This is a genomic window from Luteimonas vadosa, assembly GCF_039543545.1.
GTDB lineage: Bacteria > Pseudomonadota > Gammaproteobacteria > Xanthomonadales > Xanthomonadaceae > Luteimonas > Luteimonas vadosa.
The window spans coordinates 987,992-1,014,731 of record NZ_BAABJY010000001.1 but is presented as its reverse complement, the minus strand read 5'-3'; the positions used below and the strand labels follow the sequence as shown (position 1 = coordinate 1,014,731).

Sequence of the window (26,740 nt, the reverse complement as noted above, 5' to 3'; positions counted from 1 at the left end):
ACGCAGTCCTGCCGCTCAATCCCCCCGTCGCGCCAGCAGGCTCCCCGCGTACAACGCCGCCAGCATCAACGTCAGCCCGCCCCAGAAGGTGGAGTAGAAGGCGAGGTGGGTGTTGAGCGGGAACACCGTCACTACCAGGGCCTGCATCGCCGGGCGTGCGCGGTCGCGGGACGCCGCATCGGCGTAGCGCCATGCGCGCCAGGCCAGTGCGGCGCCCGCGAGCCAGAGCAGCAGCCCCAGCACGCCGGTTTCGCTCAGCACTTCGAGCACGAGCTGGTGGGCGTGCAGCGCCGGCCCCTCGCCCCACGCCGGCTGCTTGCCAGGCAACGGGTCGCAGTCGGCGAACGCGTCGCGGAAGCCGCGCACGCCGACCCCGTTGACCGGGTGTTCCCCTGCCATGCACAGGGCAGCGCCCCAGATGCGGCTGCGCCCCGACAGGGCGCTGTCCATGCCGCTCTGGTCGGCGGCCATCACCTGCGTGGTGCGATCGACGCGCTGGCGGACCTCGGGCGATAGGAAGGCCAGCACCAGGACCGCCAACGCACCAAACGCGAACACGCCCGCCAGCCGCTGCCATCCCAGCAGGCGCCAACCACTCAGCAGGAGCACAAGGGCGTAGGTCAGCCAGGAAGCGCGCGAGCCTGCGAACAGGACCACCAGGCCGATCGCGGTCGCGGCGACGAGCCATCCCGCCAGCGCCCAGCGCCTGCCCGCGGCGTGGAGCGCGAACGGCGAGAGGCTCGCCAGCACCACGCCGAGCTTGAGGTTGCAGGGGCCGAGCACGCCAGACAGGCGGTCCGCGCTGGCCAACTCCTCGGCAGTGCACATCGGGCGCCCGCTGACGAGTTGCTTGAGACCATCGATCCCCGCGAACAGCGGGCTCGTCCCGAGCACCACCTCGAGCAACGCGTCGACCGTCCAGACGGCGACGATCACGGCCAGGCCAACCAGGGTGAGACGGCGGCCGCGTTCGTCGGCCACCGCAATCGCCACCAGCCACAGGAACGGCAGGTAGCGCAGGTCGATCAGCGATTCGCGCAAGGCGCGCCCCTGGTCGACGGCGTCGGTCGCCGAGAGCAGTTGCGGCAGCCAATAGGCGAAGAACAGCACGCTGGTCAGGGCCCAGGCGGGTCCGCTGAGCAGGCTCACCCCGCCCCGGAAACGTGCCATGGCCAGCTTGGCGATCGCCAGCAAGGCCCCGAGCACCATCACCCCTTCGGCCACGCCCGGTGCCGGCCATAGCGCGACGAAGGCCAGCACCCAGAACGGCGCCCAGCGCCAACCCGCGGGTGCCCTGGCGTCAATGTCGGCGGTTGGCGTGGAACTCGTCATAGACGGCAAGGGTTGCGTCCTGCATGGCCTTCAAGGTGTAGCGCCCGAGGGCAGCGGGCATCGTAGCCGGTTGCGCCGGCGGCTGCGCGAGCAGGGCGGCGGCGCGCTGGTGCAGCGCGGCCGCATCGAAAGCTTGCACCGCGCCTTCGGGTTGCAATTCGCGCAGCAGCTCGCCGACGCCGCCGTGGGCCCAGCCCAGCACGCTACGGCCGGTCGAAAGCGCTTCGACCACCGTGCGCCCGAACGCCTCGGGCTTGCGCGACAACTGCAGCACCAGTTCGCTGGCGGCATAGGCCTGCGCGATGGCGGTGGTCGGCGGCGTGATCGCGACCTGTCCGGAGATGCCCAGCGCGTCCGCCTGCGCTTCGAGTTCGCCGACATAGGCCGCGCGCGCCGGATCCCGCGCACCCGGCATCCATAGCCGCGCATCCAACCCCTGCTCGCGGAGCGCCGCAAGCAGGACCAAGGCGTCGGCGTGCCCCTTGAGCCGGGTGCCGCGCCCGGGCAGCAGCAGCAATGGGCCGTGGCCGGCGAGTTGCGGGTGCAGCGCCGCCGCGGCCGCGCGCGCACCGGGGTCCGGCACGGGAGCCCGTGGGAATGCCGCCGGATCGATGCCCCGCGGGATCACCCGCAGCTTGCCCGGATCCGTCCGCGGGTAGTGCCGCAGCACGTACTCGCGCACCGTGTCCGACACGCACACCACGCGCTCGCCGCGCACCATGATGGCGCTGTAGCGCGAGGGGGAGTTGAGTCCATGCACCGTGGTCACGAAGCCCGGTCGCGTCCCGGGCGGCAGCGCTTGCAGCGCGCGCCAGCCCAGCCACGCCGGCAACCGCGAGCGGGCATGGACGATGTCCGCACCGGCCTGCGCGAACAACCGGCGAAGCGCACCGACGTGGCGCAGCGTCAGCAGCGACTTGCGGCCGATCCCGAGTTCGACATGCTCGGCGCCGGTCGCCGCCAGTTCCGGCAGCAGGCGTCCGCGCGCCGACACCACCACCGCCCGGTGGCCGGCCTCCACCAGTGCCTGGGCGATCTCGATGGTCGAGCGTTCGACGCCGCCGGAGTCCATCGCCGGCAGCAACTGCACGACGGTCAGCGGCCGGGGCATGGGTCCGCCCAAGCCGCCGCGGTCAATCGACCAGGACGAAATGCGCGCCGCAATAGGGGCAGTCCGACGCGCCGCCCTCGGCCTCGATCGGCAGGTACACGCGCGGATGCGAGTTCCACAGCGCCATCGTCGGCAGCGGGCAGCTCAAGGGCAGGTCGGCACGCCGCACCTCGTACTGCGACCTGGCATTGGCCTGGATCGGCGATGCGGCGCTGGCAGTGGCGGGCTCGGGAACGGTCATGCGGGGGTCGTCGCGGCGGGAGGGCGCCATTCTAGCGCGGTCGCGGACACGGCCGGCCGGCTACGCGGGGAGGTCGAACACGAGGATGTCGGCCTCGTCCACGGCGGCCAGCTCGAGGGCGTCCGATTCCTCGGACAGCCCCAACGCATCGCCGGCCGACAGCGCATCGCCGCCGGCGGTGATGGCACCGGAGACCACCTGCAGCCAGTACCGTCGCGACCCTTGCAGCTGCAAGGTCGCGCGCTCGCCCGGGGTGAGCCCGATGCCGCGCACCCACGCCTGCTGCCGGATGGCCAGGCTGCCGTCGGCGCCATCGGGCGAGACGAACGTTTGCCAGCGTCCGCGCCGGGCGCTGGCGTCGAAGGCGCGCTGCGCATGCGCCGGCGGGGTATTGACGCGATCGGGCTGAATCCAGACCTGCAGGAAGTGCACCGTCTCGGTGTCGGAGGCGTTGTACTCGCTGTGCTCGACGCCGTGCCCGGCGCTCATCCATTGCCAGTGGCCGGCGTGGATCACGCCCTCGCCCCCGCCGCTGTCACGATGCGCGAGCGCACCGGAGACCACGTAGCTGAGGATTTCCATGTTGGCGTGTCCATGCGGGGGGAAGCCGGCGCCCGGCGCCACCCGGTCCTCGTTGAGCACGCGCAGCGGCCCCCAGCCCATCCACTGCGGGTCGTGGTAGTGGCCGAAGGAAAATCCATGGCGGCTATCGAGCCAGTCGGTGCGGACGTGGCCGCGTTCGGCGGCGGGACGCAGTCGCTTCATCGGTCGATCCAGGGATGCGCGGGCATGGCGCGAGGCACGCGCCCGGCCTTGGGCAAGGAGGTGGTCAGGGTTGCTCGGAGGCCCGGGGCACGATCGCCTCGGTGGTGATGCGCAGGTCCACCTGGTCGCTGACGTTGGGCGCGAACTTGCCGAGGTCGAAATCGCTGCGCTTCACCGCGGTGCTGGCATCGAACCCGAGCTTGGCGCGGCCGTCGCTGCCCTGCCCCGTCTTGTTCAGGCGGACGTCCAGGACGACTTCACGGGTGATGCCCTTGATGGTGAGGTCGCCGGTGACCGCGAGGCGGTCCTCGCCCTTCGCTTCGACGCGAGTGCTCCGGAAGGTCACGACCGGGTGGTTCGCCGCATCGAAGAAATCATCGCTGCGCAGGTGGTCGTTGAACCGGGGGACGAAGGCCTGGAGACCGGACAGCGGAAGCACCACCTGGACGCTGGAGGCGGCGACGTCCTCGGGGTCGTAGACCAGGGTGCCGTCGACCTCGCCGAAGTTCGCCACCGGGTTGGAGAAACCGAAGTGGCTCCATTGCGCCAGCACCTGGGTGTGGTTGGGGTCGAGCTCGTAGGTGGCGGGGGCCGCGGCCGCGGCGGCGGCACACAAGGCAAGCGACAGCGCGAGCAGGCATCTCTTCATGGTCGGGTTCCGGGAGTTGTCGGGAGGACGGGAGGCGGCCCGCCTGGGATCATTCGATGCGGGCGACTTCGTCGAAGGACAAGCGCGGCGAACGCGGGAACAGCTTCGACTTGTCGCCACGGCCCAGGTTGACCAGGAAGTTGGACTTGATGCGGGTGCCCTTGAAGAAGGCTTCGTCGACCTTGGCGTTGTCGAAGCCCGACATCGGCCCCGTGTCCAGCCCGAGCGCGCGCGCGGCCAGCAGCAGGTAGGCGCCTTGCAGGCTGCCGTTGCGGAAGGCCTGGACCTTTCGTTTTTCCAGGTCGCCGGCGAACCAGCTGCGCGCGTCGGCGTGCGGGAACAGCACCGGCAGCTTCTCGTGGAAGTCCAGGTCGTACGCCACGATGACGGTCACCGGGGCGGCCATGGTCTTGGCGTAGTTGCCCTCGTCCAGCGCCGGACCGAGCTTGTCCTTCGCGGCCTGGGACTTCACGAACACAAACCGCGCCGGGCACTGGTTGGCGCTGGTCGGCCCCCACTTGAGCAGGTCGTACAGCCGGCGCAAGGTGTCGTCGTCCACCTCGCCCCCCAGCTCGTTGTGGGTGCGGGCAGTCCGGAACAGCTGGTCGAGGCATTCAGCGGGCAAAGCGTCGGTCATCAGGAAATCCCATTGCGGTCGGGTATCGGGAACGGGCAGTGTAGAGTTCCGCGGGTGAAGCCACAGCCTCGTACCCGGAACGAATGATCACAAAAATGGGACGTTGCGGGGGAACAAACCCTGATTCGCTGCGAATCCGGGCCCTGAGCGACGGGCGCGCCGGCAACGCCCGGCAAGCCTCTGCCTTGGCCGAGGCGCTCGTCCCCGGAGCCGCGAGCGCACAGACGTTGTCACCGCGCCTGCCGTGGCGCTGGCTGGCCCCGCGGTGCCTGCCGGGAAGCGCGCGCGCCTTCGGTGCCGACTTCAACGCCCTGCTCGACGCGCCCCCTGCCCTGGCGATCGGCTGCGGCCGCCAGGCGGCGCTGGCGACCCGGCTGTTGCGCGCGCGCGGCAGCCGGGTCGTGCAGATCCTCGATCCGCGCCTGGATCCGGCGCATTGGGACGTCGTGGTCGTCCCGGAACACGACGGCCTGCAGGCCCGCAACGTGCTGACCACGCTCGGCAGCCTCCATCCCGTGGACGACGACTGGCTGGCCCGTGCCCGCGAGGACTTCGCCGGCTTCGCCGACCTGCCGCGACCGCGCACGGCGGTGCTGCTGGGCGGTTCCAGCGCGCACGCCCGCTTCGACCGGATGGCCTTCGAGGTCCTCGGATGCCGGCTGGAGGCCGCGCTGGCGCGCGAGGGCGGCAGCCTGCTGGTGACGACGTCCCGCCGCACGGACCCGGAACTGCGCGACACGCTTCGCCATCGCTACGTGGAGACGCCGGGACTGACCTGGACCGGCGACGCCGACGGCCGCAACCCCTACCCGGGGCTGCTGGCCTGGGCGGACCGCATCGTCTGTTCGCCCGACTCGGTCAACATGATCTCCGAAGCCTGCGCGACGACGGTCCCGGTGCACGTGTTCGAACCCGAGCGCGTGCGTGGCCGGCCGCGGCGCTTCCTGGACGCCCTGCTCGCGCGGGGCCGCATCCGTGCGGTGGACGCGGCGCTCGCCGGTTTCGACGTCGAGCCCTTGCGCGAGACGGCGCGCGTCGCGGCGCAGGTGCGCGACCGCCTGGCGCTGTAGGGGTCTGCGCCCCGCCGCACGACGCCGCATCGCCCGCAGCGGCGATGTCCGCTGATCCGCGTCCCGAACGAAGCGGCCCGCGGGGAAGCGGCCGCTAGCCGGGCGGGCCGCGACCGAAGTCCAGCCCGCATGCCTGCACCGCGGCGCGGATCGTCGCGCGCGCCGCGACGATCCCGGCATCCTCGGGGACCCAGCGACGCCGGCGGTCCAGCGTGCAGGCCAGGGAGGCCGACAACAGGACGCCGTGCGCCTCCAAGAGCGCCGCGGCCCGGTCATCGTCCAGGACGCCTGCGTCGCGCAGCGCCCCGACCTGCAGGGATGTCGCGCGAGGCGACAGCAACGACGGCGCCGACGAGGCTGCGCGCAGGACCAGGTACTGGACCAGGAATTCCAGGTCGACCAGCCCACCCTCGCCCTGCTTCAGGTCGAAGCGCCCCGCATCGGAACGGTCGAGCTCGCTGCGCATGCGCGCACGCATGCCGTCGATGTCCTCGCGCAGGCCTTCGGGATCGCGCGGCTTCGCCAGCACGGCGTCGCGCAGGGCCTCGAAATCCGCGCACAGGCCGTCGTCCCCGCTGACGCAGCGCGCCCGGACCAGGGCCTGGTGCTCCCAGGTCCATGCCCGCTCGCGCTGGTATTCGGCATAGCTGGCGAGGGTCGAGACCAGCAGGCCCTGGGCGCCGTCCGGTCGCAGCCGAACGTCCACGTCGAACAGGCGTCCGGCGCCGGTCACCGTGCCGAGCAACGCGACGATCTTCTGCGCCAGCCGCGCGAACCAGCGTCCTGCGTCCAGCGAACGCCGGCCATCGGAACTGGCGCCCGGGGGTGCGTCGTAGAGGAAGACCAGGTCGAGGTCGGAACCGAACCCCAGCTCCTCGCCGCCGAGGCTGCCGTAGCCGAGGATCGCGAAGCGCGCGCCGTCGATCCCGCCGTGCGCGGCCTCCATCTCGCGCACCGCCAGCGCCCGCACCACGTCGACCACCGCGTCGGCCAGCCACGCCAGCTGGCGCGTGCTGACCTGCGCCGACTGGCGACCGTCTAGCGTGGCCAGCGCAATGCGGAAGCTCAGGGTCTGGCGCAGTTCGTTGAGCGCGTACAGCGCCGCCTCGATGTCCTCGTGCGCCAGGCAACGCGAGCAGGCTTGGGCGAACAGCCCGCGCTCGGGCAGCGGGCCTTCCGCGCGCGCGTCCAGCAGTTCGTCCAGCAGCAGGGGATGGGCCGCGAGCCGCTCGGCCAGCAGGGCGCTGCGGGTGACGAGGTCGACCAGGCGTTCCAGCGCAGGCGGTTCCTCGTCGAGCAGGGCCAGGTAGCTCGCCCGGCGCAGGATGTTGTGCAGCAGCGCCACCAGGCGGCGCAGGGCCAGCACCGACTCGGTCGCCGGCGCAGTCGCCTGCAGGAGCACGGGCATCACCCGGTCGAGGCGCGCGCGCGAAGCATCGGACAGGTCGCGGACCCCGGGCGCGCGCACGAAGTCTCGCAAGGCGGCATCGACCCCGGCAGGGTCGTTGTACCCGGCGTCGGCCAGCACCTGCGGGTCGCCGCCCTTGGGCAGGGCGCGCCAGTAGGCCGAAAGGTCGCTGCTCGCCGGGGCATGGCCGCTGCGCGCGGTCAGCAAGGCATCGAACTCCTCCGACACCACCGCGCGATGTGTCTCCAGCTCGGCCCGCAACGCCGGCCAGTCCTCGAATCCCAGGCCCAGTGCGATGCGCGCGCGGTCGATCGGGTCGTCGGGCAGCACGTGCGTCTGCGCATCGCGCAGCATCTGCAAACGATTCTCCAAGCGGCGCAGGAAGCGGTAGGCCGCGACCAAGGCGTCGGCGGCGTCGGGCTGGATCTGCCGCGCCTGCTGCAGCGCGCGCAGCGCCGGCACCAGGCGCCGTCCGCGCAGCTCCGGCTCGCGGCCGCCGCGGATCAGCTGCAGCGCCTGGGCGAGGAACTCGATCTCGCGGATGCCGCCCGGCCCGCGCTTGATGTCGTCGGCCAGTTCCTTGCGCGCGACCTCCGCGGCGATCGCCGCCTTCATCTCGCGCAACCCGTCCAGCGCGCCGTAGTCCAGGTAGCGCCGGTAGACGAAGGGCCGCAGGGTCTCGAGGAACCGGGCGCCCGCCTCGAGGTCCCCGGCCACCGGCCGCGCCTTCTGCCACGCGTAACGTTCCCAGTCCCGGCCTTCGCGCTGGAAGTACTGTTCCATCGCCGCGAAACTCGCCGCCACGCGCCCGGCATTGCCGTAGGGCCGCAGGCGCAGGTCGACGCGGTGGCAAAAGCCGTCCGGCGTGGTCTCGTCGAGCAGCCTGGCCAGCGCCTGGCCCAGCCGCGCGAAGTAATCCTCCGCCGCCAGCGGGCGTGGGCCATCGCTCTCGCCCCCGTGGGCGTAGCCGTAGACGACGTCGACGTCCGAACTGAAGTTCAGCTCGCCGCCGCCCAGCTTGCCCAGGGCGAACACGACCAGGCGCACCGGCGCACCGGCCGACCCCTCGTCGCCCGCCCGCCGGCGCACGACGCCGTGGCGCCGCTCGAAGTCCTGCTCCAGCGCCGCCAGCGCGATTTCCAGGCAGGTCTCGGCGAGCCGGGTGGTCCCTGCCAGGGTGTCTTCGACGGCATCCAGGCCTAGGACGTCGCGCCATACCAGGCGAGTCGATTCGGCGCTGCGGTAACGCCGCAACAGGCGCGGCCACTCGTCGCGGCTGTCCGGGTCGAGGACGGGCGGCGGCAAGGGCGTGGCGCCGTCGTCCTGCGCGAGCCGGCCCAGCAGGTCCGGCTGCCGCGCAAGGGTCTCGATCGCGAAATCGCTCGCGACGGCGATGCGTCGCGTCTTGTCCAGCAGCAGGGCGTCGAGACGAATCGACTCGGGCAAGCGCGAAAGGGCGCGCTCGACGAGGGACGCGACCTTGGCCGTGGGGTCGTCAGGCATGCGGCGATGATGGCATGCGCGTGCGACGCGTTGCCGCGGGGCCCGGCTTGCGAAAAAAAAGCGGCCGCACGAGGCGGCCGCTTGTCACGCACTGCGGTCGGGTAACTCAGTCGATGGCGACGGCCTTCGAAGCGTTGACCCGGCCCTTGCCGACCGTGATGTCGTTACCGGCCTTGCCGGTCTGGTCCGCGGATGCCCGCAGGATGCCCTCGACGGCGGACGGCGCCATCTCACCACCGTGCTTGCCGATGACCAGGGCAGCCACGCCAGAGACGTGGGGCGCGGCCATGCTGGTGCCGGCGCTCCAGCCAACGAAGCCCGTTCGCGTCGTGCTCAAGACCATGTCAAATGCCCAACATGGCACCGTGATGCCCTTGATCGTGCAGGCTTCATTACCCGGATACGAGAAGTCTCCTCCCGGCCCACCGAAGGCGATCGCCGACTTGCCGTAATTGCTGTAGCTGGCCAGCCGGTCGAGGTTGGTGTTGAAATCCAACGCCCACCCGATCGGAGCCGTTGCGGAAATCGACAGCACGCCCGGCAGTTCGCTGGGGAAGCTGCGCAGGTTGGCGCGATAACAGCCGTCGGCGTCGCAGATCTCGACCCCGGAGTCGTGGTCGAGGTCGCGGCCGTCGTTGCCGGCGGACGCCACGATCAAGGCATTCTGCTTGCGGGCGTACTGCGCCGCGCGCTTGGTGGCATTGACCAGTTCCGCGACACCGTTGGCGCCCTTGCCATTGACCGGCAGGCCGCCGCGTACTCCCAGGCTCATGTTGATCACGTCCGCGCCCGCGTCAGCGGCATAGACGATGCCCTGGATGATGCCGGCGAAACTGCCGCTGCCGCTCGACGCACTCAAGACCTTCACGGCGATCAGCTCGGCTTCCGGCGCCACGCCGATCGGGCCGGTGGCGTTGTCGGCCGCGCCGATGGTGCCCATCGTATGGGTTCCGTGGGTGCTACCACTGGTGTTGCAGTAGCCCTCTCCGGCAACGAAGGACTTGGACAGCGCCGCGTTCAGGTTGGGGCTGATGTCGGCATGGGCGCAATACACGCCGGAGTCGAGTACGGCCACTGTCGCTCCGGCCCCGCGATAGCCCTGGTTCCAGGCGCCGGCGGCGTCGATCGCCGCGTGGCCCCACTGGAAGTCGAACCAGAAGTCGTCGTCGCCGGAGTTGGGCGGGTTGGCGAAGTGGGCGGCCATCGAGTACTGGGGTTCGGGCAGCTCGAACTGCATCTCGAAGTCAGCGACGGCGGAACGGATGCCCGGAATCCTGGAAGCGCGGCGCTCGAAGTCCTTGTCGGAATCGGGAACCTCGACGATGACCACGCCGATCTGCGGCAGGCGCGCGGTGATGACACCCCCCGCAGCCTCGACCTTGTGGGCGAGCTTGTTGTCGAAGGATTGACCGTTGGCGGTGACGACGTAGGTCCCCGCCTGGGCGGAGGCGACGAAGCCAAAGGCTCCCAGGGCCATCAGGATGGCCCGCGAAAGATTATTCATTCAATTCCCCTATCAAGTGTGTGTCAGGCAACGGATTTGCAACAAAAGCAAACACTTAGCCTGAGGCCATCCTAGACGCTCGTCACGTTCCAGTCCTGCCGCACTGCAACATGGAGAGGTCTCGGGAGGGCACTGGGTGCGGGACGAACCGTGTTTTGGGCCGTCCGCGAGAGGGGCTTGCGAGGTGCCGGCAGCACCTGCGCGGAAGCAAAAAAAAGCCCGAAGCGGCGGACCGCTTCGGGCTTTGCTCCCTCCCCCACGTCGGGTGCAACCCAATCGTGAAGGATTCGTTAGTGCGGATGCACGCTGCACTGCAAAAAAATACCAACGGGTTCAGGAAACCACTGACAGGCCCTCACTTCAGGAGGGCCGAGGGCGACGATCGAGGTCGCGCAGGATCTCCCGCGCCGCATTGCGACCCGGCAGCCCGGTCACGCCGCCGCCGGGGTGGGTCCCGGAGCCGCACAGGTACAGCTGCCCGAGCGCCCCGCGGTAGTTCCCCTGCCCCAGCAGCGGACGCGCCGAGAACAGCTGGTCCAACCCCAGCGAGCCATGGAAGATGTCGCCGCCGACCAGGCCGAAGGTCCGCTCCAGGTCCAGCGGCGACAGCGCCTGGTAACCGAGCACGCTGGCCTTGAAGTTGGGCGCGTAGGCGTCGACGGTGTCGATCATCAGCCGGGCCACGGTATCGCGGTGCGCGTCCCAGCCGCCGTCGACCTCGGGATGGACGTGCTGGCAGAACAGGCTGGCGACGTGCTGCCCGGGGGGCGCGAGCGTGTCGTCCAGGGTCGACGAGATCACCAGCTCGACGATGGGTTCGCGGGCCCAGCCGGCGTTGTGCTGCTTCGACTTGGCGTCGAAGAACGCCTGCTCGAAGTAGCGCAGCGAGGGTCCGATGAGGATCCCGCTCTGGTGGTGCGGCTGCTGCTGGCTGCCGGGTGCGGCGGTGAAATCGGGAAGCCCGGACAGCGCCACGTTCATGCGGAAGGTGCCCGAGCCGCAGCGGTAGCGATCGATCCGCTCGGCGGTATCGCCATCCAGGTGTTCGCGTGCGATCAGCTTCTGGTACAGCAACTTCGGGTTGAGGTTGGACACCACGGTGCGGGCGTGCAATTCGCGGCCGTCCTCCAGGACCACGCCCACCGCCTTGCCGAGCCCCTTTCCGGTTGGCTCGACCAGGACCCGGGCGACCCCCGCATCGGTCTCGATCACGACCCCGCGCGACTCGCATTCGGCGCGCATCGCCGCGGTGATCGCGCCCATGCCGCCAATGGCGTGGCCCCAGACCCCTGACTTGCCGTTGACCTCGCCGAACACGTGGTGCAGCAGCACGTAGGCCGAGCCCGGCGTATACGGGCTGGCGAAGTTGCCGACCACCGAGTCCCAGCCCAGCACCGCCTTGAGCGGTTCGGATTCGAAGTACGCGTCGAGCAATTCGCCCGCCGACTTAGTGAACAGGTCCAGCAGGTCGCGCCGGGCGCGCATGTCCAGGTGCCTGAGCCGCTTGGCGACGTCGTAGGAAGCGAGCCAGTCCGCGAGCACGAAGCGGTCCGACACGTTCGGCGGCGTACGCACCATCAACTCGCGCAACACGCCGACGACGCGCTCGAGCATGGCGTAGTAGTCGCCCAGGCGTTCTGCGTCGCGCGGCGACCACTTGGCGACTTCCGCCTGCGTGTGCTCGCCCCCGAGCCGGAACGATCGCCCGTCGGGCAGCGGCAGGAAGTTCGCGTAGGGTCGCTCGACCACCCGCAGGCCGTGCCGCGCGAGGCGCAGGTCGGCGATCACCTGCGGGTTGAGCAGGCTGACGGTGTAGCTGGCCACGGAGTTGCGGAAGCCCGGATGGAACTCCTCGGTCACCGCCGCGCCGCCGACCACCCCGCGGCGTTCGAGCACGCGCACTTTCAGGCCGGCGCCGGCTAGGTAGGCCGCGCAGACCAGGCCGTTGTGGCCGCCGCCGATGACCAGGACGTCAGGGTCGTGTCCGGCTTTCATGCCCTGCGGCCTCAAGCGCCGCTCCCGCGCACGGTGTGCTCGCGAACGTCTTGCCCGCCGCTGCCGCGCACTCGATTGGATTCCATCGCCGCTGGCGCAGGCCGGGGCGCGGAGCGTGGGTTGGGGTGAGGGCCCGCATTGCCTGCCAAACGCTGCATCAGGTCCGCCAACCGCTCCGCGGCGTCCGGCCGTGCCAAGCCCGCTGCCGCGGCGGCTGCATCCACGAGCTGCTCGGGCGTGGAGAACAGATCCGTGAGACGCGTCGACAGACTCTGCGGCGAGAGCTCGCTTTCCGGCATGCACCAGCCGGCCCCGGCGCGCGCCAGCGTCTCGGCATTGGTGCGTTGCTCCACCTGCGATCCGCCCTGCGGGATGGGCACGAAGATCGCCGGCCGGCCAACCGTGAGCAGGTCGGCGATGGTGGTCGCACCGGCGCGGGTCACGACCAGGTGCGCATCGCGCAGGCGCGCGCCCATGTCGTCGAAGAACGGGCGGATGTCCGCGGCGATCCCGGCACTGCGCAGGCGCGCCGCGATGGCGTCGGTGTCCTCGCCCTTGTATTGCAACGACAGTTGCAGGCGCGGCCGGAGGGCGTCGGGCAGCGCCAGCAGCGCCGGCGGCACGACCTCTCCGAACACCCGCGCGCTCTGGCTGCCGCCGACCACCAGCAGCCGCAACGGGCCGTCGGCATCGATTCGCGGAAAGGCGCTGCGTGCGTCGAGGATGTCCCGGCGCACCGGGTTGCCGGTTTCGGTGATGCGTTGCGGATCGATGCGTTCGCTGCCGGCGACCTCGGCGAACGAAGTCGCCAAGGCATCGGCGAAGCGCAGCAACTGGCGGTTGGCCAAGCTCAGGCGCAGGCCCTGCTCGTGCAGCAGCAGCGGCAGCCCGAGGCTCTTCGCCGCCAGCGCCGGGGCGAAGCTCGGGTAGCCGCCGAAGCCGGCCAGCGCGACCACGCCGCGCCGGCGCATGTCGCGGCGCGCCAGCCAACCGGCACGCAGGATGGTCCACGCCGCCGCGAACTTGCCGATCAGGCCGCCCGCCAGGCTGCGCGCGGGCAGCACGACATGGTCGATGCCCGAGAGCGCCCCGGTGTACCGCGCGCCGCGCGCGTCGGTGTAGATCACCACCCGCTCGCCGCGAGCCAGCAGGGCGCGCGCGAGGGCCTCGGCGGGGAACAGGTGGCCACCCGTGCCGCCCGCCGCCATGGCGATGCAGGGTCGGCTGGGGGGAGGATCCTTGCGCTGCATGGCGGGCCATCGGGAAAGCAGCGGGCACTATAGCCAGCGGCGCGGCCACGGGCCATGCGTGCGCGTCGACGTGTTGTCCTGTCGACCCGCGCGCCGGCGTTTTCCTGATCCATGGCAGCGCCCGCACGGCATCCGGAATCATCGTCCTGGCCCGGTGCCGCCCTGTTGCTGGTCCTCGTGCTGCTCGCCGTCCTGCGCTCCGCGGCCGGGACCCGGCTGGACAGCCTGACCGTCGACGAGCCCTGGCACATCGTGGCCGGCACCACCTACGTGCGCGGCGGCGGATTCCACCTCAATCCCGAGCACCCGCCGCTGGTCAAGCTGTGGACGGGCGCGTTCATGCCCGACGACTTCCGCTTGCGACCGGCGGAACCGCTCACCGAGAAATCGCAGGAACGCGATTGGGTCGAGCAGACGTTCTTCTTCGACAACGATTCCCGCGCCGCACAGACGCGGGCGCGCTGGGCCATGTGGTCGCTGCATGCGCTGATGCTGCTCGCGCTGGGCGGCCTGCTGTGGCGCGCCTGCGGGCTGGCCTGGGCGGTGGGAACGCTGGCCTTCCTGGTGCTGGAGCCCACGGTCGGCGCGCACTTGCCGGTGGTGATGACCGACCTGCCGCTGGCGCTGTCACTGGGCTTGTCGGCGGTCGCGGCCGGGCTGCTGGCGGCGACCTGGCGGTGGCGATGGGCGATCGCCACGGGTGCTGCGATGGGACTCGCTCTCGCCGCCAAGCACTCCGCCCTGGCCGGACTGGGCGGGCTGGGGCTGTTGCTGGCGCTGGCAGCGCTCTCGGGCTGGAAACTGGGGCCCCGCGCCGTCGTCGTGCGCCTGGCGATGCTGGCCGGGGCCGCACTCGTGGCGCTCGCGCTGTTGTGGGCGAGTTACGGCCTGCGCTTCCATGCCGGGGCGGACGGCAGTGACGCCTTCAACCGGCCGATGGCGGAAAAGATCGACGAACTGACCCTGCCGCACTGGCGCGCCGCGCTGCATTTCGCTGACGGCCACAAGCTGCTGCCGCGGGCCTACCTGTGGGGCTTGGCGGACACGGTGCGCACCGGCGTCGAAGGGCGCGGGATCGGCATGCATTTCGTCTGGGGCCGGGCCTACAACGGCCATCCACCATGGTTCAGCTGGCCGGCGATCCTGCTCGCGAAGTTTCCATTGGCGCTGCTCGCGCTCGCGCTGGCCGGCGTGCCGCTCGCCTTCCGGCGCAAGCTGCCGGCGGCCGCGCGCTGGGCCCTCGCGATGACCGTGGCGGCCTGCGGTTTCCACATGGTCGCGCTGGTCGGCTCGGATGGGATCTGGGGTGGGGTGCGCCACGCGCTGCCCGTGGTGGTCGGCGCCGCGATCTTCGCCGGGGGCGTGTTGGCCTGGGCATGGCAACGCCGCCAGCATGCAATGCTGGCCGGGGTGGCCGCGACTTACCTCGTCGCCGCGGCCATGACCCTGGGCGAACCACGCCTGTGGGAGTACCACAACGAACTCGTCGGCGGTACGCAGGGCGCGCATCGCTACTTCACCGACGAAGGCACGGACCTGGGCCAGCGCTTTCACGAGCTGCGCGCCTTCCACGATCGCCACATCGCGCCCTCTGGACTGCCGATGTACGTGGATTACTGGGTAGGCGAGCCGCAGATGCGTGCGGCCGGACTGCGGCAGCGTCGCTTCGTCGAGTCCCTGGACGACACCAACGTCGAGGGACGCTTCGATGGCTGGTTCATCTATCCCATGCCCAGCACCCTGCCGTGGCCGCAGTGGGACTGGGACCCGGAGGTGGTGTTTCGCGACATGCGGATGGTGGCGCGCTACGGCCACGTCGGCATCTGGCGCGGCACCCTGGTGCGACCGCAGTCGCGCGCGGGCAGTCTCAAGAGGAAGGTCATGGATTACATCTACAAGGAGAATGGCGACGACTGGGCCCTGGTCGCGGCGCGGCTGGAGGAAGTGGTGCCGCTGGGACCACAGGCGGTCGATGCAGGCGTGGAGCTGGGCAACGCCTACGTGCGGCTGGGACGCCGCGACGAGGCGATCGGTGCCTACCGGCGCCTGCTCGACCAGGAGAAGTTGCCGGTCGAAGCCAAGATCGCCGAGCAACTGCGCGCGCAGATCCAGCGGGTGCAGGCGGCGCCGGACGTCGCCAAGGTGGAGCCGATGCGCAACCCCTGGCTGGAGTAACCCCCGGGTCGCGGATCGATACGCTTCATGAAAAAAGCCCCGCATCGCTGCGGGGCTTTTGTGTCGCGGTGCAGCCGTGGGGCCGGATCAGAAATCCATGCCGCCCATGCCACCCATGCCGCCCATGCCGCCGCCGCCCATGGCCGGCTCTTCCTTCTTGGGAAGCTCGGCGACCATCGCCTCGGTGGTGATCATCAGGCCGGCGATCGAGGCCGCGTTCTGCAGCGCCGAACGGGTGACCTTGGTCGGGTCCAGGATGCCGAACGCGATCATGTCGCCGTACTCGCCGGTCTGGGCGTTGTAGCCGTAGTCGCCCTTGCCGTCCTTGACGTTGTTGAGCACGACCGAGGGCTCCTCGCCGCAGTTGGCGACGATTTCGCGCAGCGGCGCTTCCATCGCGCGCTTGGCGATGTTGATGCCGTGGGTCTGGTCGACGTTGTCGCCCTTGAGCTCGCCGATGGCCTGCAGCGCGCGGATCAGCGCGACGCCGCCGCCCGGGACCACGCCCTCTTCAACCGCCGCACGCGTGGCGTGCAGGGCGTCCTCGACGCGGGCCTTCTTTTCCTTCATCTCGATCTCGGTCGAGGCGCCGACCTTGATCACCGCCACGCCGCCGGCCAGCTTGGCCACGCGCTCCTGCAGCTTTTCCTTGTCGTAGTCCGAAGAGGTGTCCTCGATCTGCGCCTTGATCTGCTTGATGCGGCCTTCGATGCCGCTGGACTCGCCGGCGCCGTCGATGATGGTGGTATTTTCCTTGGTGACCTGGATCTTCTTGGCGCGACCGAGGTCGTTGATGGTCGCCTTCTCGAGCGTCAGGCCGACTTCCTCGGAGATCACGGTGCCGCCGGTGAGGATCGCCATGTCCTCCAGCATCGCCTTGCGGCGGTCACCGAAGCCCGGTGCCTTGACCGCGACCACCTTGACGATGCCGCGGATGGTGTTGACCACCAGGGTCGCCAGCGCTTCGCCCTCGACTTCCTCGGCGACGATCAGCAGCGGCTTGCCGGCCTTGGCCACGCCCTCGAGCACCGGCAGCAGGTCGCGGACGTTGGAGATCTTCTTGTCGTGCAGCAGGATGAAGGGATCGTCCAGCTCGGCCGACATCGACTGCTGGTTGTTGATGAAGTACGGGCTCAGGTAGCCGCGGTCGAACTGCATGCCCTCCACCACGTCCAGCTCGTTGTCCAGCGCCGAACCTTCCTCGACGGTGATTACGCCTTCCTTGCCGACCTTCTTCATCGCGTCGGCGATGATGTTGCCGATGGACTCGTCGCTGTTGGCCGAGATGGTGCCGACCTGGGCGATGGCCTTGTCGTCGGCGGTGGGCTTGCTGATCTTCTTGAGCTCGTCCACCGCGGCGACCACTGCCTTGTCGATGCCGCGCTTGAGGTCCATCGGGTTCATGCCGGCGGCGACCGCCTTCATGCCCTCGCGGATCAGCGACTGCGCCAGCACGGTGGCGGTGGTGGTGCCGTCACCGGCGTTGTCGGAGGTCTTGGAAGCGACTTCCTTGACCATCTGCGCGCCCATGTTCTCGAACTTGTCGGCAAGCTCGATTTCCTTGGCGACGGAGACGCCGTCCTTGGTGATGGTCGGGGCGCCGTAGCTCTTCTCGAGCACGACGTTGCGGCCCTTCGGGCCGAGGGTGGCCTTGACGGCGTTGGCCAGGGCGTTGACGCCGCGCAGCATCTTCGCGCGCGCGTCTTCGCCGAAACGGATTTCCTTGGCGGACATTGCAGTTACCTCGATAGGGAGTCAGTAAAAGGGGGAGCGTCGTGCGGCGGGACGGCTCAGCCGATGACGGCGAGGATGTCGTCTTCGCGCACGATCTTGTATTCGGTGCCTTCGTGCTTGTAGGCGCTGCCGGAGTACTGGCCGTAGATGACCTTGTCGCCGACCTTGATCTTCGGGGCGCGCAGGCTGCCGTTGTCCAGCGGCTTGCCCTCGCCGACCGCGACCACTTCGCCCTTGGTGGGCTTTTCCTTGGCGTTGTCGGGAATGACGATGCCACCGGCCGTGACTTCGTCGGCTTCGATGGGCTTGACGACCACGCGGTCGTAGAGCGGCTTGAGATTCATTGCAACCCTCGCAAGTAATTGATTGGTGGAAGAAAAAAGATCAAGAGGCGGTGAAGCAGGGCGCGGATGCTAGCAGTCGGGAGTGCCGAGTGCCAAACCCGCGGGCACGAAAACCCGGCGCGGGCCGGGGATGCCCGTGACATGGGTACGGCCGTGGGCGATTCAAGGGGCGGCAGTCGAATCGTCGGCGGGTAGTCGCGCCGCGTCGGACCCCACTGGCGCTTCGCTCGAGGGAACCAGCCCGGCGCGACCGACCGGTAGAATCCCCGCATGCCGCCTGCACCCGCCGTCAGCCTCGTCTATTGCACCTGCCCGGACGCCGCCACGGCCTCGCGCCTGGCCGAGGCGGTGGTCGAGGAGCGGCTGGCCGCCTGCGTCAACGTGCTGCCGGGGCTGCGCTCGGTGTACCGGTGGCGGGACGCCGTGGAGCAGGCCGACGAGATCCTGCTCCTGGCCAAGACCGGCAGCGACCGCGTCGCCGCCCTGTCCGCGAGGCTGGCCGAACTGCACCCCTATGAACTGCCCGAGGTCGTCGCGGTCCAAGCCAGCGGCGGCTCGGCCGCCTACCTTGCCTGGGTCGCCGACGCGTCCCGCCCCGGAGCCAGTCCACGGTGAACCCATCGTCCGTCCTGCGCCGCGCGTTCGCGGCATTCGCGTTGTGCGCGGCCCTGGCCTGCCCGCAGGCCGTCCAGGCCGCGGTCGACGAGGACGAGCTGCTGCCGGTCGACCAGGCCTTCGTGCTGCGGGCCGAGTCCTCGGCCCGCGACCGCATCGTCGTGGCCTTTACGATCGCCGAGGGCTACTACCTCTACCGGCACCGCACGGCGGTCGAGGTGGTCGGCGGCGGATTCGACGCCGGGACGCTGCAACTGCCAACCGGCAAGCGCTACACCGACGAATTCTTCGGCGATGTCGAGACCTACCGCGGGCAGCTGCGCGCGGTGCTGCCCGGCGAGGCCGCCGCCGGCGCGCGCCGGGTCCAGCTGCGGATCAAGTACCAGGGCTGCGCCGATGTCGGGGTGTGCTATCCGCCCCAGGTGCGCACCGTGCAAGTGGACCTCCCGGCCGCTGCCGCCGGCGCGGGCGCGGCGCCGCGCGCCGATGCCGGCTTCGCCGCGCTGGGGCGGTCGCTCGCGACGCCATCGGCGTCGCCGCTTCCGGGGGCGCGGATCGCCGGTGCCACCGACCCCCTGCCACTTCCGCCGGAACAGGCCTTCGGGTTCGAAGCCATCGCCGGCGACGGCAACACCTTGCTGCTGCGGTTCACGCCGGCGCGCGGTTATTACCTGTACCGCGACCGGACGGCGCTGAAGCTGGACCAACCCGGCATCGCCCTCGCCAAGCCGCGCTGGCCGCGGGGCGAACAGCACTACGACGAGCACTTCGGCAACGTCGTGGTGTATTTCGACCAGGTCGACGTGCCCGTGCCGCTGCGCCGCGCCACCGGTCAAGCGCGGACCGTGGTGCTCACGGCCACCTTCCAAGGCTGCCAGGACGACGGCATTTGCTACCCGCCGATGACCCGCACCGTGCGCATCGCGCTGCCGGCGGCCGCCGTCGGTACCGCCGGCGCCGATGCCGCGGGGATGGACGCGACGACGTCCGCGCCGACGCCGGCTGCCGGCCAAGGCACCGGGATCCCGCTGGCCGGGACGCCGGAAGGCTTGGCGGGAACCACGCCCGCCGACGACGCGCCAGGCGCATCCATCGACGCCGGACCCGGGCCCGCCGGGGAGGACAGCGATGCTTCCACGCCTGCCGCCGGGGACGCCAGCGCAGGCCTCGCCGACGACAGCCGCCTGGCCGCATCCCTGTCCGGTCCGGGACGCTGGTGGGCGCTGCTGGGTTTCTTCGGTGCCGGCCTGCTGCTGGCCTTCACGCCCTGCGTGCTGCCGATGATCCCGATCCTGTCCGGGCTGATCGCCGGCGCCGGCACGCGGCTGGGCACCGGGCGCGCGCTGCTGCTGTCGTTCGTCTACGTGCTGGCCAACGCGCTGGTGTTCACCGTCGCGGGCGTGGTCGCGGCGCTGCTGGGCGCCAACCTGCAGGTGGCGTTCCAGACGCCGTGGATCATCGTGCTGTTCGCGGGCCTGTTCGTGGCGCTGGCGCTGTCGTCGTTCGGCTTGTACGAGCTGCAACTTCCGCAGGCCCTGCGCGCGCGCCTTGGCGCGGTGACCGAGCGCCAGCGGGGCGGTTCGCTGGCCGGCGTCGCGGCGATGGGCGCGCTGTCGGCGCTGATCGTCGGGCCCTGCGTCGCGCCGCCGCTGGCCGCGGCGGTGCTGTACATCGGCCAGAGCCAGGACCCCGTATTCGGCGGCGCGGCGCTGTTCCTGCTCGGCATGGGCATGGGCGTGCCGTTGCTGGCCTTCGGCGTCGCGGCCGGCCGCGGCATGCCGACCAGCGGCCCGTGGATGACCGCGGCGCAACGCGTGTTCGGATTCGTGTTCCTGGGCCTGGCGGTGTGGATGCTGTCGCGCATCCTGCCGGGCCCCGCGACGCTGGCGCTGTACGGCCTGTTGGCGCTGGCCGCGGCGGCGGCGTCCTTCTCGGCGCTGTCTCGTGCGCAGGGCGACCGCGCGCGCTGGCTGGCACGATTCGCCGGGCTGGTGCTGGCCGTGGTCGGCGCTGCCGAACTGCTGGGGGCGATGGCCGGCGGACGCGACCCGCTGCAGCCGCTGGCGGGTGCCTTCGGCCAAGGGGAAAACCGCGAGCTCCCCTTCCGCACCATCAAGTCGCTGGCCGACCTCGATCGCGAGGTCGCCGCGGCGCGGTCGGCCGGCAAGCCGCTGCTGTTCGACTTCTACGCGGACTGGTGCGTGGCCTGCAAGGAAATGGAGAAATACACCTTCACCCGGCCCGAAGTGCACGCCGCGCTGGCCGACTTCGTCCTGCTCAAGGCCGACGTTACCGCCAACGACGCCGTGGACCAGGCGCTGATGAAGCGGCTTGGCATCATCGGGCCGCCGGCCACCCTGTTCTATGCCGATGGCCGCGAGCGCCGGGAGCTGCGACTGTTCGGCTTCGAGAAGGCCGAACCCTTCGTCGCGCGCGTCCGTCGTGCCGGCACCGCGCCCTGATGCGGGGCAGCGGCAAGGTCCTGCTGGTCGCCTTCGTGGCCGCGACGCTGGGCGTGGTCGCCGGCTTCGCCATCCACGGCCCGGGGCCGTTGCTGCGGACCGAATGGGGCCAACACGTGGTGCAATCGGCCATCGACCTGGTCACGCCGGCACCCCCCGGCGGGCTGGCCGTCGCCACCCGGGGGCAACCCGTGCCGGCGATCCCCGTCCGCCTCCTGGACGGCGGCCGCGTGGTGCTCCCGGCCGACTTCACCGGCCGCCCCCTGCTGGTGAACGTGTGGGCCAGCTGGTGCGGGCCCTGCATTGCCGAAATGCCGGAGCTGCAACGCTTCTCCGTCGAACAAGGCGACAACGGCGTGCAAGTGGTCGGTATCGCGCTGGATGAAGAGGACGCCGTGCGCGCCTTCCTGGCGCGGGTGCCGGTGAGCTACCCCATTGCCGTGGACGCCCCGGGCCCCGGCGATGCCGGTGTGCAGCTCGGCAACCGCCGCGGCGTGCTGCCCTATTCGGTGCTGATCTCGGCCGAGGGCCGGTTGCTGAAGCAGCAGATCGGGCCGTTCGAGGCCGGCGAAATCGACGCCTGGGTCCAGCCCTGACGCCGGCCGGCCTGGTTAGAGCCAACACTCAAACAACCGATTAAAACGGCGGAATTCGGCGAAACTTCGTCGATCTGGACAGTATCTGCACTTTCCAGCAAACTGGCCGCCCTGTTCCCGGCCTCCCTCGCGCATGGCGAAGCTGCTGGTCCTTCACGGGCCCAACCTCAACCTGCTTGGCAGCCGCGAGCCCGACGTCTACGGCCGGGCCACCCTGGCGGAGATCGACGCCGACCTGTCCGCGCGGGCCGAGGCGGCGGGCCATGCCCTCGCCTCCTTCCAGTCCAATGCCGAACACGCCCTGGTCGAGCGCGTCCACGCCAGTCGCGAGGAAGGCATCGCGTTCCTGCTGGTCAACCCGGCCGGGTTCACCCACACCTCGGTGGCGCTGCGCGATGCGCTGGCCGCCGTCGCGATCCCCTTCATCGAAGTCCACCTGTCCAACCCGCATGCGCGCGAGCCCTTCCGCGCCACCAGTTATTTCAGCGACCTCGCCGTGGGCGTGGTCTCCGGTTTCGGTCCGCTGTCCTACGGGCTGGCGCTGGCCGCGGCCATGCAGCGCCTGGACCGGCGCGACCCCTGACCTGTTTTCCTTGACCGAGCGCGCATCCGGCCACGGATGCCGACGACACCAACCGAGGCCCCCATGGACCTGAGAAAAATCAAGAAGCTGATCGACCTGCTGGAGGAGTCCAACCTCTCCGAGATCGAGATCAAGGAAGGCGAGGAGTCAGTGCGCCTGGCACGCACGCCCGCCGGCGGCCACGTGGTGCACGCCGCGCCCGCGATGCATGCCCCGGCACCGCAGCCGATGCCGATGCAGTCGCCCGTCGATGCCGCGACCGGCGGCAGCCCCCGCGCCTCGCACGGCGACGGCGATGCCGGCTCCGGGCAGCCCCTGCCCGACGGGCACGTGGTGCGCTCGCCGATGGTCGGCACGTTCTACACCTCGCCCGCGCCGGACAAACCGCCCTTCGTCACCGTCGGCCAGTCGGTCAAGGCCGGCGAGACGCTTGGCATCATCGAGGCGATGAAGATGTTCAATCCGATCGAGGCCGACGTGTCCGGCACGGTCAAGAGCATCCTGGGCGAGAGCGGGCAACCGGTCGAATTCGACCAGCCGCTGTTCGTGATCGGCTGAGGCGGCCGGCATGCTCGACAAGGTCGTCATCGCCAACCGCGGCGAGATCGCGCTGCGCATCCTGCGTGCCTGCCACGCGCTGGGCATCCGCACCGTCGCCGTGCACTCCACCGTGGACCGCAACCTCAAGCACGTGGCCATGGCCGACGAGTCGGTGTGCATCGGCCCGGCGCCGTCCAAGCAGAGCTACCTGGACATGGCCAGCATCATCGCCGCGGCCGAGGTCACCGACGCGCAGGCCATCCATCCCGGCTACGGGTTCCTGAGCGAGAACGCGGACTTCGCCGAGCGGGTCGAGCAGTCCGGGTTCGTGTTCATCGGGCCGAGGGCCGAGACCATCCGCATGATGGGCGACAAGGTCGAGGCCATCCGGGCCATGAAGGAGGCCGGAGTGCCGTGCGTCCCCGGCAGCGACGGCCCGCTGGGCGACGACACCGAGCAGAACCAGAAGATCGCCCGCGACATCGGCTACCCGGTGATCGTCAAGGCCGCCGGCGGTGGCGGCGGTCGCGGCATGCGCGTGGTGCATACCGAGGCCGCGCTGGCCAACGCCATCTCCACCACGCGGCAGGAAGCGCAGGCCGCGTTCGGCAACGACATGCTGTACATGGAGAAATTCCTCGAGAACCCGCGCCACGTCGAGATCCAGGTGATCGCCGACGGCCAGGGCAACGCCGTGCACCTGGGCGAGCGCGACTGTTCGATGCAACGCCGCCACCAGAAGGTCGTCGAGGAGGCGCCCGCGCCCGGCATCACGCCGGAGCTGCGCGCCGAGATCGGCCAGGTCTGCGTCGAGGCCTGCCTGCGCATCGGCTACCGCGGCGCGGGCACCTTCGAGTTCCTGTTCGAGGACGGCCGTTTCTACTTCATCGAGATGAACACCCGCATCCAGGTCGAGCACCCGGTCACCGAAATGGTCACCGGCATCGACCTGGTGCGCGAGCAGCTGATGATCGCCGCCGGCAACAAGCTGTCGTTCACCCAGGACGACGTGGTGCTGACCGGCCACGCCATCGAGTGCCGCATCAACGCCGAGGACCCGGACACCTTCATGCCCTCGCCCGGACTGATCGAGCACTTCCACGTTCCCGGCGGCCCCGGCGTGCGCGTGGACAGCCACATCTACGAGGGCTACCGCGTGCCGGCCAACTACGACTCGATGATCGGCAAGCTCATTGTCCACGGCATGGATCGCGAACAGGCCGTGGCCCGCATGCGCGTGGCGCTGAGCGAAATGGTCGTCGACGGCATCAAGACCAACGTCCCGCTGCAGCAACGCATCCTCACCGACCGCGGCTTCCAGGCCGGCGGCCAGAACATCCATTACCTGGAGAAGCGGCTGGCGGAGCGGAAGGAGAAGTCGCTGTCCATCGTGTGACCGGCATCTGACGCGTCGAAAGTGGGCGGCATCCGTGCCCCGCGAGAGACAGTGGCAACGCGCCAGAACGCCTGGCGAAAAGACGCCCTTGGAAGCATAGCGACCGCGATCTACTGAGATGCCCTTCCTCGAACTCACCCTCCCCTGCCGCGAATCCGAGCAGCCCCGCGCCGAGCGCGCGCTGGAGGACGTGGGCGCGCTGGCGGTCACGATGCTCGACGCCGAGGCCGACACCGACAACGAGCACGCGATCCTGGAGCCCGGCGTCGGCGAGACGCCGTTGTGGCCGACCCTGTCCCTGAGTGCGCTGTTCCCGCACGACACCGACGCGCTGCTGCTGCTCGCCGCGTTGGAAGCCTTCGATCCCGGCCTGGACTGGACGCGGGCGAGCTTCCGCAACGTCGAGGACCAGGACTGGGAGCGGGCGTGGATGGACCAGTACGTGCCGTTGCGCTTCGGCGAGCGGACCTGGATCGTGCCGTGGAACCGCGATCTGCCCGTGGAGGCGTGCAGCGACCTTGCCGCCGTCGTCCGCCTCGACCCCGGCCTGGCCTTCGGCTCCGGCACGCACCCGACCACGGCGCTGTGCCTGCGCTGGCTGGACACGCTGGCCGCGGACGGCCGCCTGCAGGATCGCGACGTGCTCGACTTCGGCTGCGGCAGCGGCATCCTCGCCCTGGCCGCGCTCAAGCTGGGCGCGGCGTCGGCGACGGGGGTGGACAACGATCCGCAGGCGCTGCTCGCGACCCGCGACAACGCGCAGCGCAATGGCGTCGACGAAGCCCTCTCCGTCCACCTCCCGGACGACGCACCGGTTCGCCAATACCCGGTCGTCGTCGCCAACATCCTCGCTTCCGCGCTCGAGGCCCTGGCCGACACCCTGGCGGCGCGCGTCGCGCCCGGGGGCAGGATCGCGCTGTCGGGCATCCTCGACGGACAACAAGCGCCACTGGTGCAGCGTTACGCCGCATGGTTCGACGCACTGCAGGTCGAGATCGACGGCGACTGGGTGCGCATCGACGGCGTGCGCAGAGCGCCCAACTGACACGGCTGCGGTTCGAACTCGGTGTAGTGGGACGCGGTTCGCAATCCCGGGCCGCCGCGCCGGCACGCGCCGGGACCATGCTTGAATAGCACCATGTTCGTCCACTGCCCGCATTGCCAGACGCTGGTGGCTACCGATCCGGCGACCGGAGAGCCGCCGGATCGCTGCCCGCGTTGCGGGGAACCCATCCTCGGGCCGGCGGCACGCACCGACGCCGACACCGCCCAAGGTGCGGAAGCGGATGGCGGGCACGACACTCCCATCGCGCCGGACCGCCCGGAGGAGGACGATGCCGCGCCTGCGTCCCCGGCCGGGAAGGCCCCGGCGCGCAGGAAGCGCGCGCGCTCCGGGCCCGACGACCCGCCCCCAGCGCGCGCCCGGGTGGCCAGTGGCAAGCGCGCCGCCGGCCCGGGCCGCCAGAAAGCTGTGGATGCACCCGCCGCGGCCACCGCCAGCCCCTTGGCGCCCGACGGCATGACGCAGGCCGAAGGCGGGAATCCCCCGACGCGGGACACCGAGTCCGCGACCGGCACCGAGGCCGATGCCCGCACCGCGGCGGGCATCGATGCTGCCGAGGACTCCACTGGCGACGATGGCCACGAGGATCGTCCCGAACCGCAGGAAATGGCCGAGGGGAGTGCCGTGCCGTCATCCGGTACGGCCGCGGAGTGCCCGCCCGTGCCAAGCGCGCAGCCTAGCGGGCGAGCGCCCGGATTCGCCCTTGCGCGCGCCCCGTCCGCGGCCGGCGGAGGACGCCGGCGCTGGCAACACCCTGCGTTGATCGCCGGACTCGCCCTGCTGCTGGGCCTGCAATGGACACTGGCCGACCGGCAGCGCCTCGCGGCCGATGCGCGCTGGCGGCCGCTGGTGGTTCGATTGTGCGGACTGCTCGGCTGCGAGGTTCCCGCGTGGCGCGAGCCGGCCGCCTTCGTGCTGCTGGAACGCGACGTCCGTCCGCATCCACGGCGGCCAGGCGTGCTCCGTGTCACGGCGAGCTTCCGCAACACCGCCCACTGGGCGCAACCCTGGCCCGAAGTGGTGCTGACGCTGTCGGACATCGAAGGCAACGTGGTCGGCCGGCGTGCGTTCGCCGCCGCGCAGTACCACGGCGACAAGCCAACGCAGGAAACGATCGGCAGCGGACAGGAAACGACACTTCGCCTCGACGTGATCGAACCCGCGCCGCGCAGCGTGGCGTTCGCGTTCGATTTCCGCTGAGCGGACGCCCGTGCAGGCAGCTTTTTCTGGCGCGCGCCGGGCGCGCGCGCTAGACTCACCTCCCCCGGCGGCTTCGATGGCGACGCATGCGCGTCCCGATGCGGGCCGCGGTGGCGACTTCCCTTTACGCATCAAGCCCGCAGCACGGACAGCAGATTGAACGCCGTCGAACGCACCGACCCTGCCGCACGCACTCCGCCGCGCACGCCTTTGCGCGAGCACGTCGCGACATCGGTGCGTCGCTACATCGGCGACCTCAACGGTTCGGGTGCCACCAATCTCTACGAGATCGCGCTGCGCGAGCTGGAAATCCCGTTGTTCGTCGAAGTGCTGAACCATTGCGACGGCAACCAGAGCCGCGCCGCCGGCATGCTCGGCATCCACCGTGCCACGCTGCGCCGCAAGCTGCGCGACTACGGCATCGGCTGAGTGGCGCAGCCTTCGCGCCGCGCTTCCCGCCGCGCGCCTTCAAACCGGTCCCGACGCATGCCGGGCGACGTCCGCCCCGGATGCCATCCGTGCAGGGCCGGGCGCCGGCCACGCTTATAATTCGCGCCTCCCTCGCCG

The 26,740-nt window shown here is 70.5% G+C and carries 23 protein-coding genes; 11 read left to right on the top strand and 12 right to left on the bottom strand.

The window, feature by feature from the left end; genetic code table 11:
• Nucleotides 1–15: 15 nt before the first annotated feature.
• The 6 genes from ABD970_RS04600 to ABD970_RS04575 form a co-directional block, all read right to left on the bottom strand.
• Nucleotides 16–1,332, bottom strand: a complete 1,317-nt coding sequence (locus ABD970_RS04600) for an O-antigen ligase family protein (protein WP_345294309.1) — start codon at nucleotides 1,330–1,332, stop codon at nucleotides 16–18.
• Nucleotides 1,301–2,443: a glycosyltransferase gene (locus ABD970_RS04595; protein WP_345294308.1), complete on the bottom strand. Its 1,143-nt coding sequence runs from the start codon at nucleotides 2,441–2,443 to the stop codon at nucleotides 1,301–1,303. The genes ABD970_RS04600 and ABD970_RS04595 overlap by 32 nt, the downstream gene beginning before the upstream one ends.
• Nucleotides 2,444–2,465: 22 nt before the next feature.
• Complete coding sequence (locus ABD970_RS04590; protein ID WP_345294307.1) at nucleotides 2,466–2,684, bottom strand: zinc-finger domain-containing protein; 219 nt, start codon at nucleotides 2,682–2,684, stop codon at nucleotides 2,466–2,468.
• 60 nt (nucleotides 2,685–2,744) lie between these two features.
• Nucleotides 2,745–3,449 (bottom strand): pirin family protein, encoded by a 705-nt coding sequence (locus tag ABD970_RS04585; protein ID WP_345294306.1) that lies wholly within the window; start codon nucleotides 3,447–3,449, stop codon nucleotides 2,745–2,747.
• Between the two features lie 64 nt (nucleotides 3,450–3,513).
• Nucleotides 3,514–4,098 (bottom strand): YceI family protein, encoded by a 585-nt coding sequence (locus ABD970_RS04580; RefSeq protein ID WP_345294305.1) that lies wholly within the window; start codon nucleotides 4,096–4,098, stop codon nucleotides 3,514–3,516.
• A gap of 49 nt (nucleotides 4,099–4,147) precedes the next feature.
• Nucleotides 4,148–4,735 carry a malonic semialdehyde reductase gene (locus tag ABD970_RS04575; protein ID WP_345294304.1) on the bottom strand — a complete coding sequence of 196 codons (588 nt, stop codon included), beginning with the start codon at nucleotides 4,733–4,735 and terminating at the stop codon, nucleotides 4,148–4,150.
• 95 nt (nucleotides 4,736–4,830) lie between these two features.
• Here ABD970_RS04575 and ABD970_RS04570 point away from each other — a divergent pair, with 95 nt between their 5' ends.
• Entirely contained in the window at nucleotides 4,831–5,805 is a 975-nt protein-coding gene (locus ABD970_RS04570) for a mitochondrial fission ELM1 family protein (protein ID WP_345294303.1), read from the top strand.
• A 94-nt stretch (nucleotides 5,806–5,899) separates the two neighbouring features.
• Here ABD970_RS04570 and glnE read toward each other — a convergent pair whose 3' ends face one another.
• From glnE to ABD970_RS04550, 4 genes are all read right to left on the bottom strand, one after another.
• On the bottom strand, nucleotides 5,900–8,716 hold the full coding sequence (gene glnE, locus ABD970_RS04565) for a bifunctional [glutamate--ammonia ligase]-adenylyl-L-tyrosine phosphorylase/[glutamate--ammonia-ligase] adenylyltransferase (RefSeq protein ID WP_345294302.1): 2,817 nt from the start codon (nucleotides 8,714–8,716) through the stop codon (nucleotides 5,900–5,902).
• Between the two features lie 106 nt (nucleotides 8,717–8,822).
• Nucleotides 8,823–10,220 carry a S8 family peptidase gene (locus ABD970_RS04560; RefSeq protein ID WP_345294301.1) on the bottom strand — a complete coding sequence of 466 codons (1,398 nt, stop codon included), beginning with the start codon at nucleotides 10,218–10,220 and terminating at the stop codon, nucleotides 8,823–8,825.
• Between the two features lie 360 nt (nucleotides 10,221–10,580).
• The gene (locus tag ABD970_RS04555; RefSeq protein ID WP_345294300.1) at nucleotides 10,581–12,215 is read right to left on the bottom strand and encodes a phytoene desaturase family protein; all 1,635 of its coding nucleotides are present in this window, start codon (nucleotides 12,213–12,215) and stop codon (nucleotides 10,581–10,583) included.
• Nucleotides 12,216–12,226: 11 nt separating this feature from the next.
• Entirely contained in the window at nucleotides 12,227–13,465 is a 1,239-nt protein-coding gene (locus ABD970_RS04550; RefSeq protein WP_345294299.1) for a UDP-N-acetylglucosamine--N-acetylmuramyl-(pentapeptide) pyrophosphoryl-undecaprenol N-acetylglucosamine transferase, read from the bottom strand.
• Between the two features lie 111 nt (nucleotides 13,466–13,576).
• On the opposite strand from ABD970_RS04550, the gene ABD970_RS04545 reads away from it, so the two are divergent.
• Nucleotides 13,577–15,640, top strand: coding sequence for a tetratricopeptide repeat protein (locus tag ABD970_RS04545; protein WP_345294298.1), 2,064 nt, complete (start codon nucleotides 13,577–13,579; stop codon nucleotides 15,638–15,640).
• Nucleotides 15,641–15,727: 87 nt separating this feature from the next.
• Here the strand turns inward: ABD970_RS04545 and groL are convergent, their stop codons facing one another.
• On the bottom strand, nucleotides 15,728–17,374 hold the full coding sequence (groL, locus tag ABD970_RS04540; RefSeq protein WP_345294297.1) for a chaperonin GroEL: 1,647 nt from the start codon (nucleotides 17,372–17,374) through the stop codon (nucleotides 15,728–15,730).
• Nucleotides 17,375–17,430: 56 nt separating this feature from the next.
• Nucleotides 17,431–17,718: a co-chaperone GroES gene (gene groES / locus ABD970_RS04535; RefSeq protein WP_345294296.1), complete on the bottom strand. Its 288-nt coding sequence runs from the start codon at nucleotides 17,716–17,718 to the stop codon at nucleotides 17,431–17,433.
• 270 nt (nucleotides 17,719–17,988) lie between these two features.
• Here groES and cutA point away from each other — a divergent pair, with 270 nt between their 5' ends.
• From cutA to fis, 9 genes are all read left to right on the top strand, one after another.
• The gene (gene cutA / locus ABD970_RS04530) at nucleotides 17,989–18,333 is read left to right on the top strand and encodes a divalent-cation tolerance protein CutA (protein ID WP_345294295.1); all 345 of its coding nucleotides are present in this window, start codon (nucleotides 17,989–17,991) and stop codon (nucleotides 18,331–18,333) included.
• The gene (locus ABD970_RS04525; RefSeq protein WP_345294294.1) at nucleotides 18,330–20,795 is read left to right on the top strand and encodes a protein-disulfide reductase DsbD; all 2,466 of its coding nucleotides are present in this window, start codon (nucleotides 18,330–18,332) and stop codon (nucleotides 20,793–20,795) included. Before cutA ends, ABD970_RS04525 begins: the two co-directional genes overlap by 4 nt.
• Nucleotides 20,795–21,391: a TlpA family protein disulfide reductase gene (locus tag ABD970_RS04520; protein WP_345294293.1), complete on the top strand. Its 597-nt coding sequence runs from the start codon at nucleotides 20,795–20,797 to the stop codon at nucleotides 21,389–21,391. The genes ABD970_RS04525 and ABD970_RS04520 overlap by 1 nt, the downstream gene beginning before the upstream one ends.
• A 133-nt stretch (nucleotides 21,392–21,524) precedes the next feature.
• A complete protein-coding gene (gene aroQ / locus ABD970_RS04515) occupies nucleotides 21,525–21,974 on the top strand; it encodes a type II 3-dehydroquinate dehydratase (RefSeq protein WP_345294292.1) in 450 nt (149 codons plus the stop codon).
• A gap of 63 nt (nucleotides 21,975–22,037) precedes the next feature.
• Nucleotides 22,038–22,532 carry an acetyl-CoA carboxylase biotin carboxyl carrier protein gene (accB, locus tag ABD970_RS04510; RefSeq protein WP_345294291.1) on the top strand — a complete coding sequence of 165 codons (495 nt, stop codon included), beginning with the start codon at nucleotides 22,038–22,040 and terminating at the stop codon, nucleotides 22,530–22,532.
• 10 nt (nucleotides 22,533–22,542) lie between these two features.
• Nucleotides 22,543–23,910 carry an acetyl-CoA carboxylase biotin carboxylase subunit gene (gene accC, locus ABD970_RS04505; RefSeq protein ID WP_345294290.1) on the top strand — a complete coding sequence of 456 codons (1,368 nt, stop codon included), beginning with the start codon at nucleotides 22,543–22,545 and terminating at the stop codon, nucleotides 23,908–23,910.
• Nucleotides 23,911–24,028: 118 nt separating this feature from the next.
• On the top strand, nucleotides 24,029–24,955 hold the full coding sequence (gene prmA, locus ABD970_RS04500; protein ID WP_345294289.1) for a 50S ribosomal protein L11 methyltransferase: 927 nt from the start codon (nucleotides 24,029–24,031) through the stop codon (nucleotides 24,953–24,955).
• Nucleotides 24,956–25,048: 93 nt separating this feature from the next.
• Nucleotides 25,049–26,173, top strand: coding sequence for a DUF3426 domain-containing protein (locus ABD970_RS04495; protein WP_345294288.1), 1,125 nt, complete (start codon nucleotides 25,049–25,051; stop codon nucleotides 26,171–26,173).
• 156 nt (nucleotides 26,174–26,329) lie between these two features.
• Nucleotides 26,330–26,602: a DNA-binding transcriptional regulator Fis gene (gene fis, locus ABD970_RS04490; RefSeq protein ID WP_345294287.1), complete on the top strand. Its 273-nt coding sequence runs from the start codon at nucleotides 26,330–26,332 to the stop codon at nucleotides 26,600–26,602.
• Nucleotides 26,603–26,740: the final 138 nt, after the last annotated feature.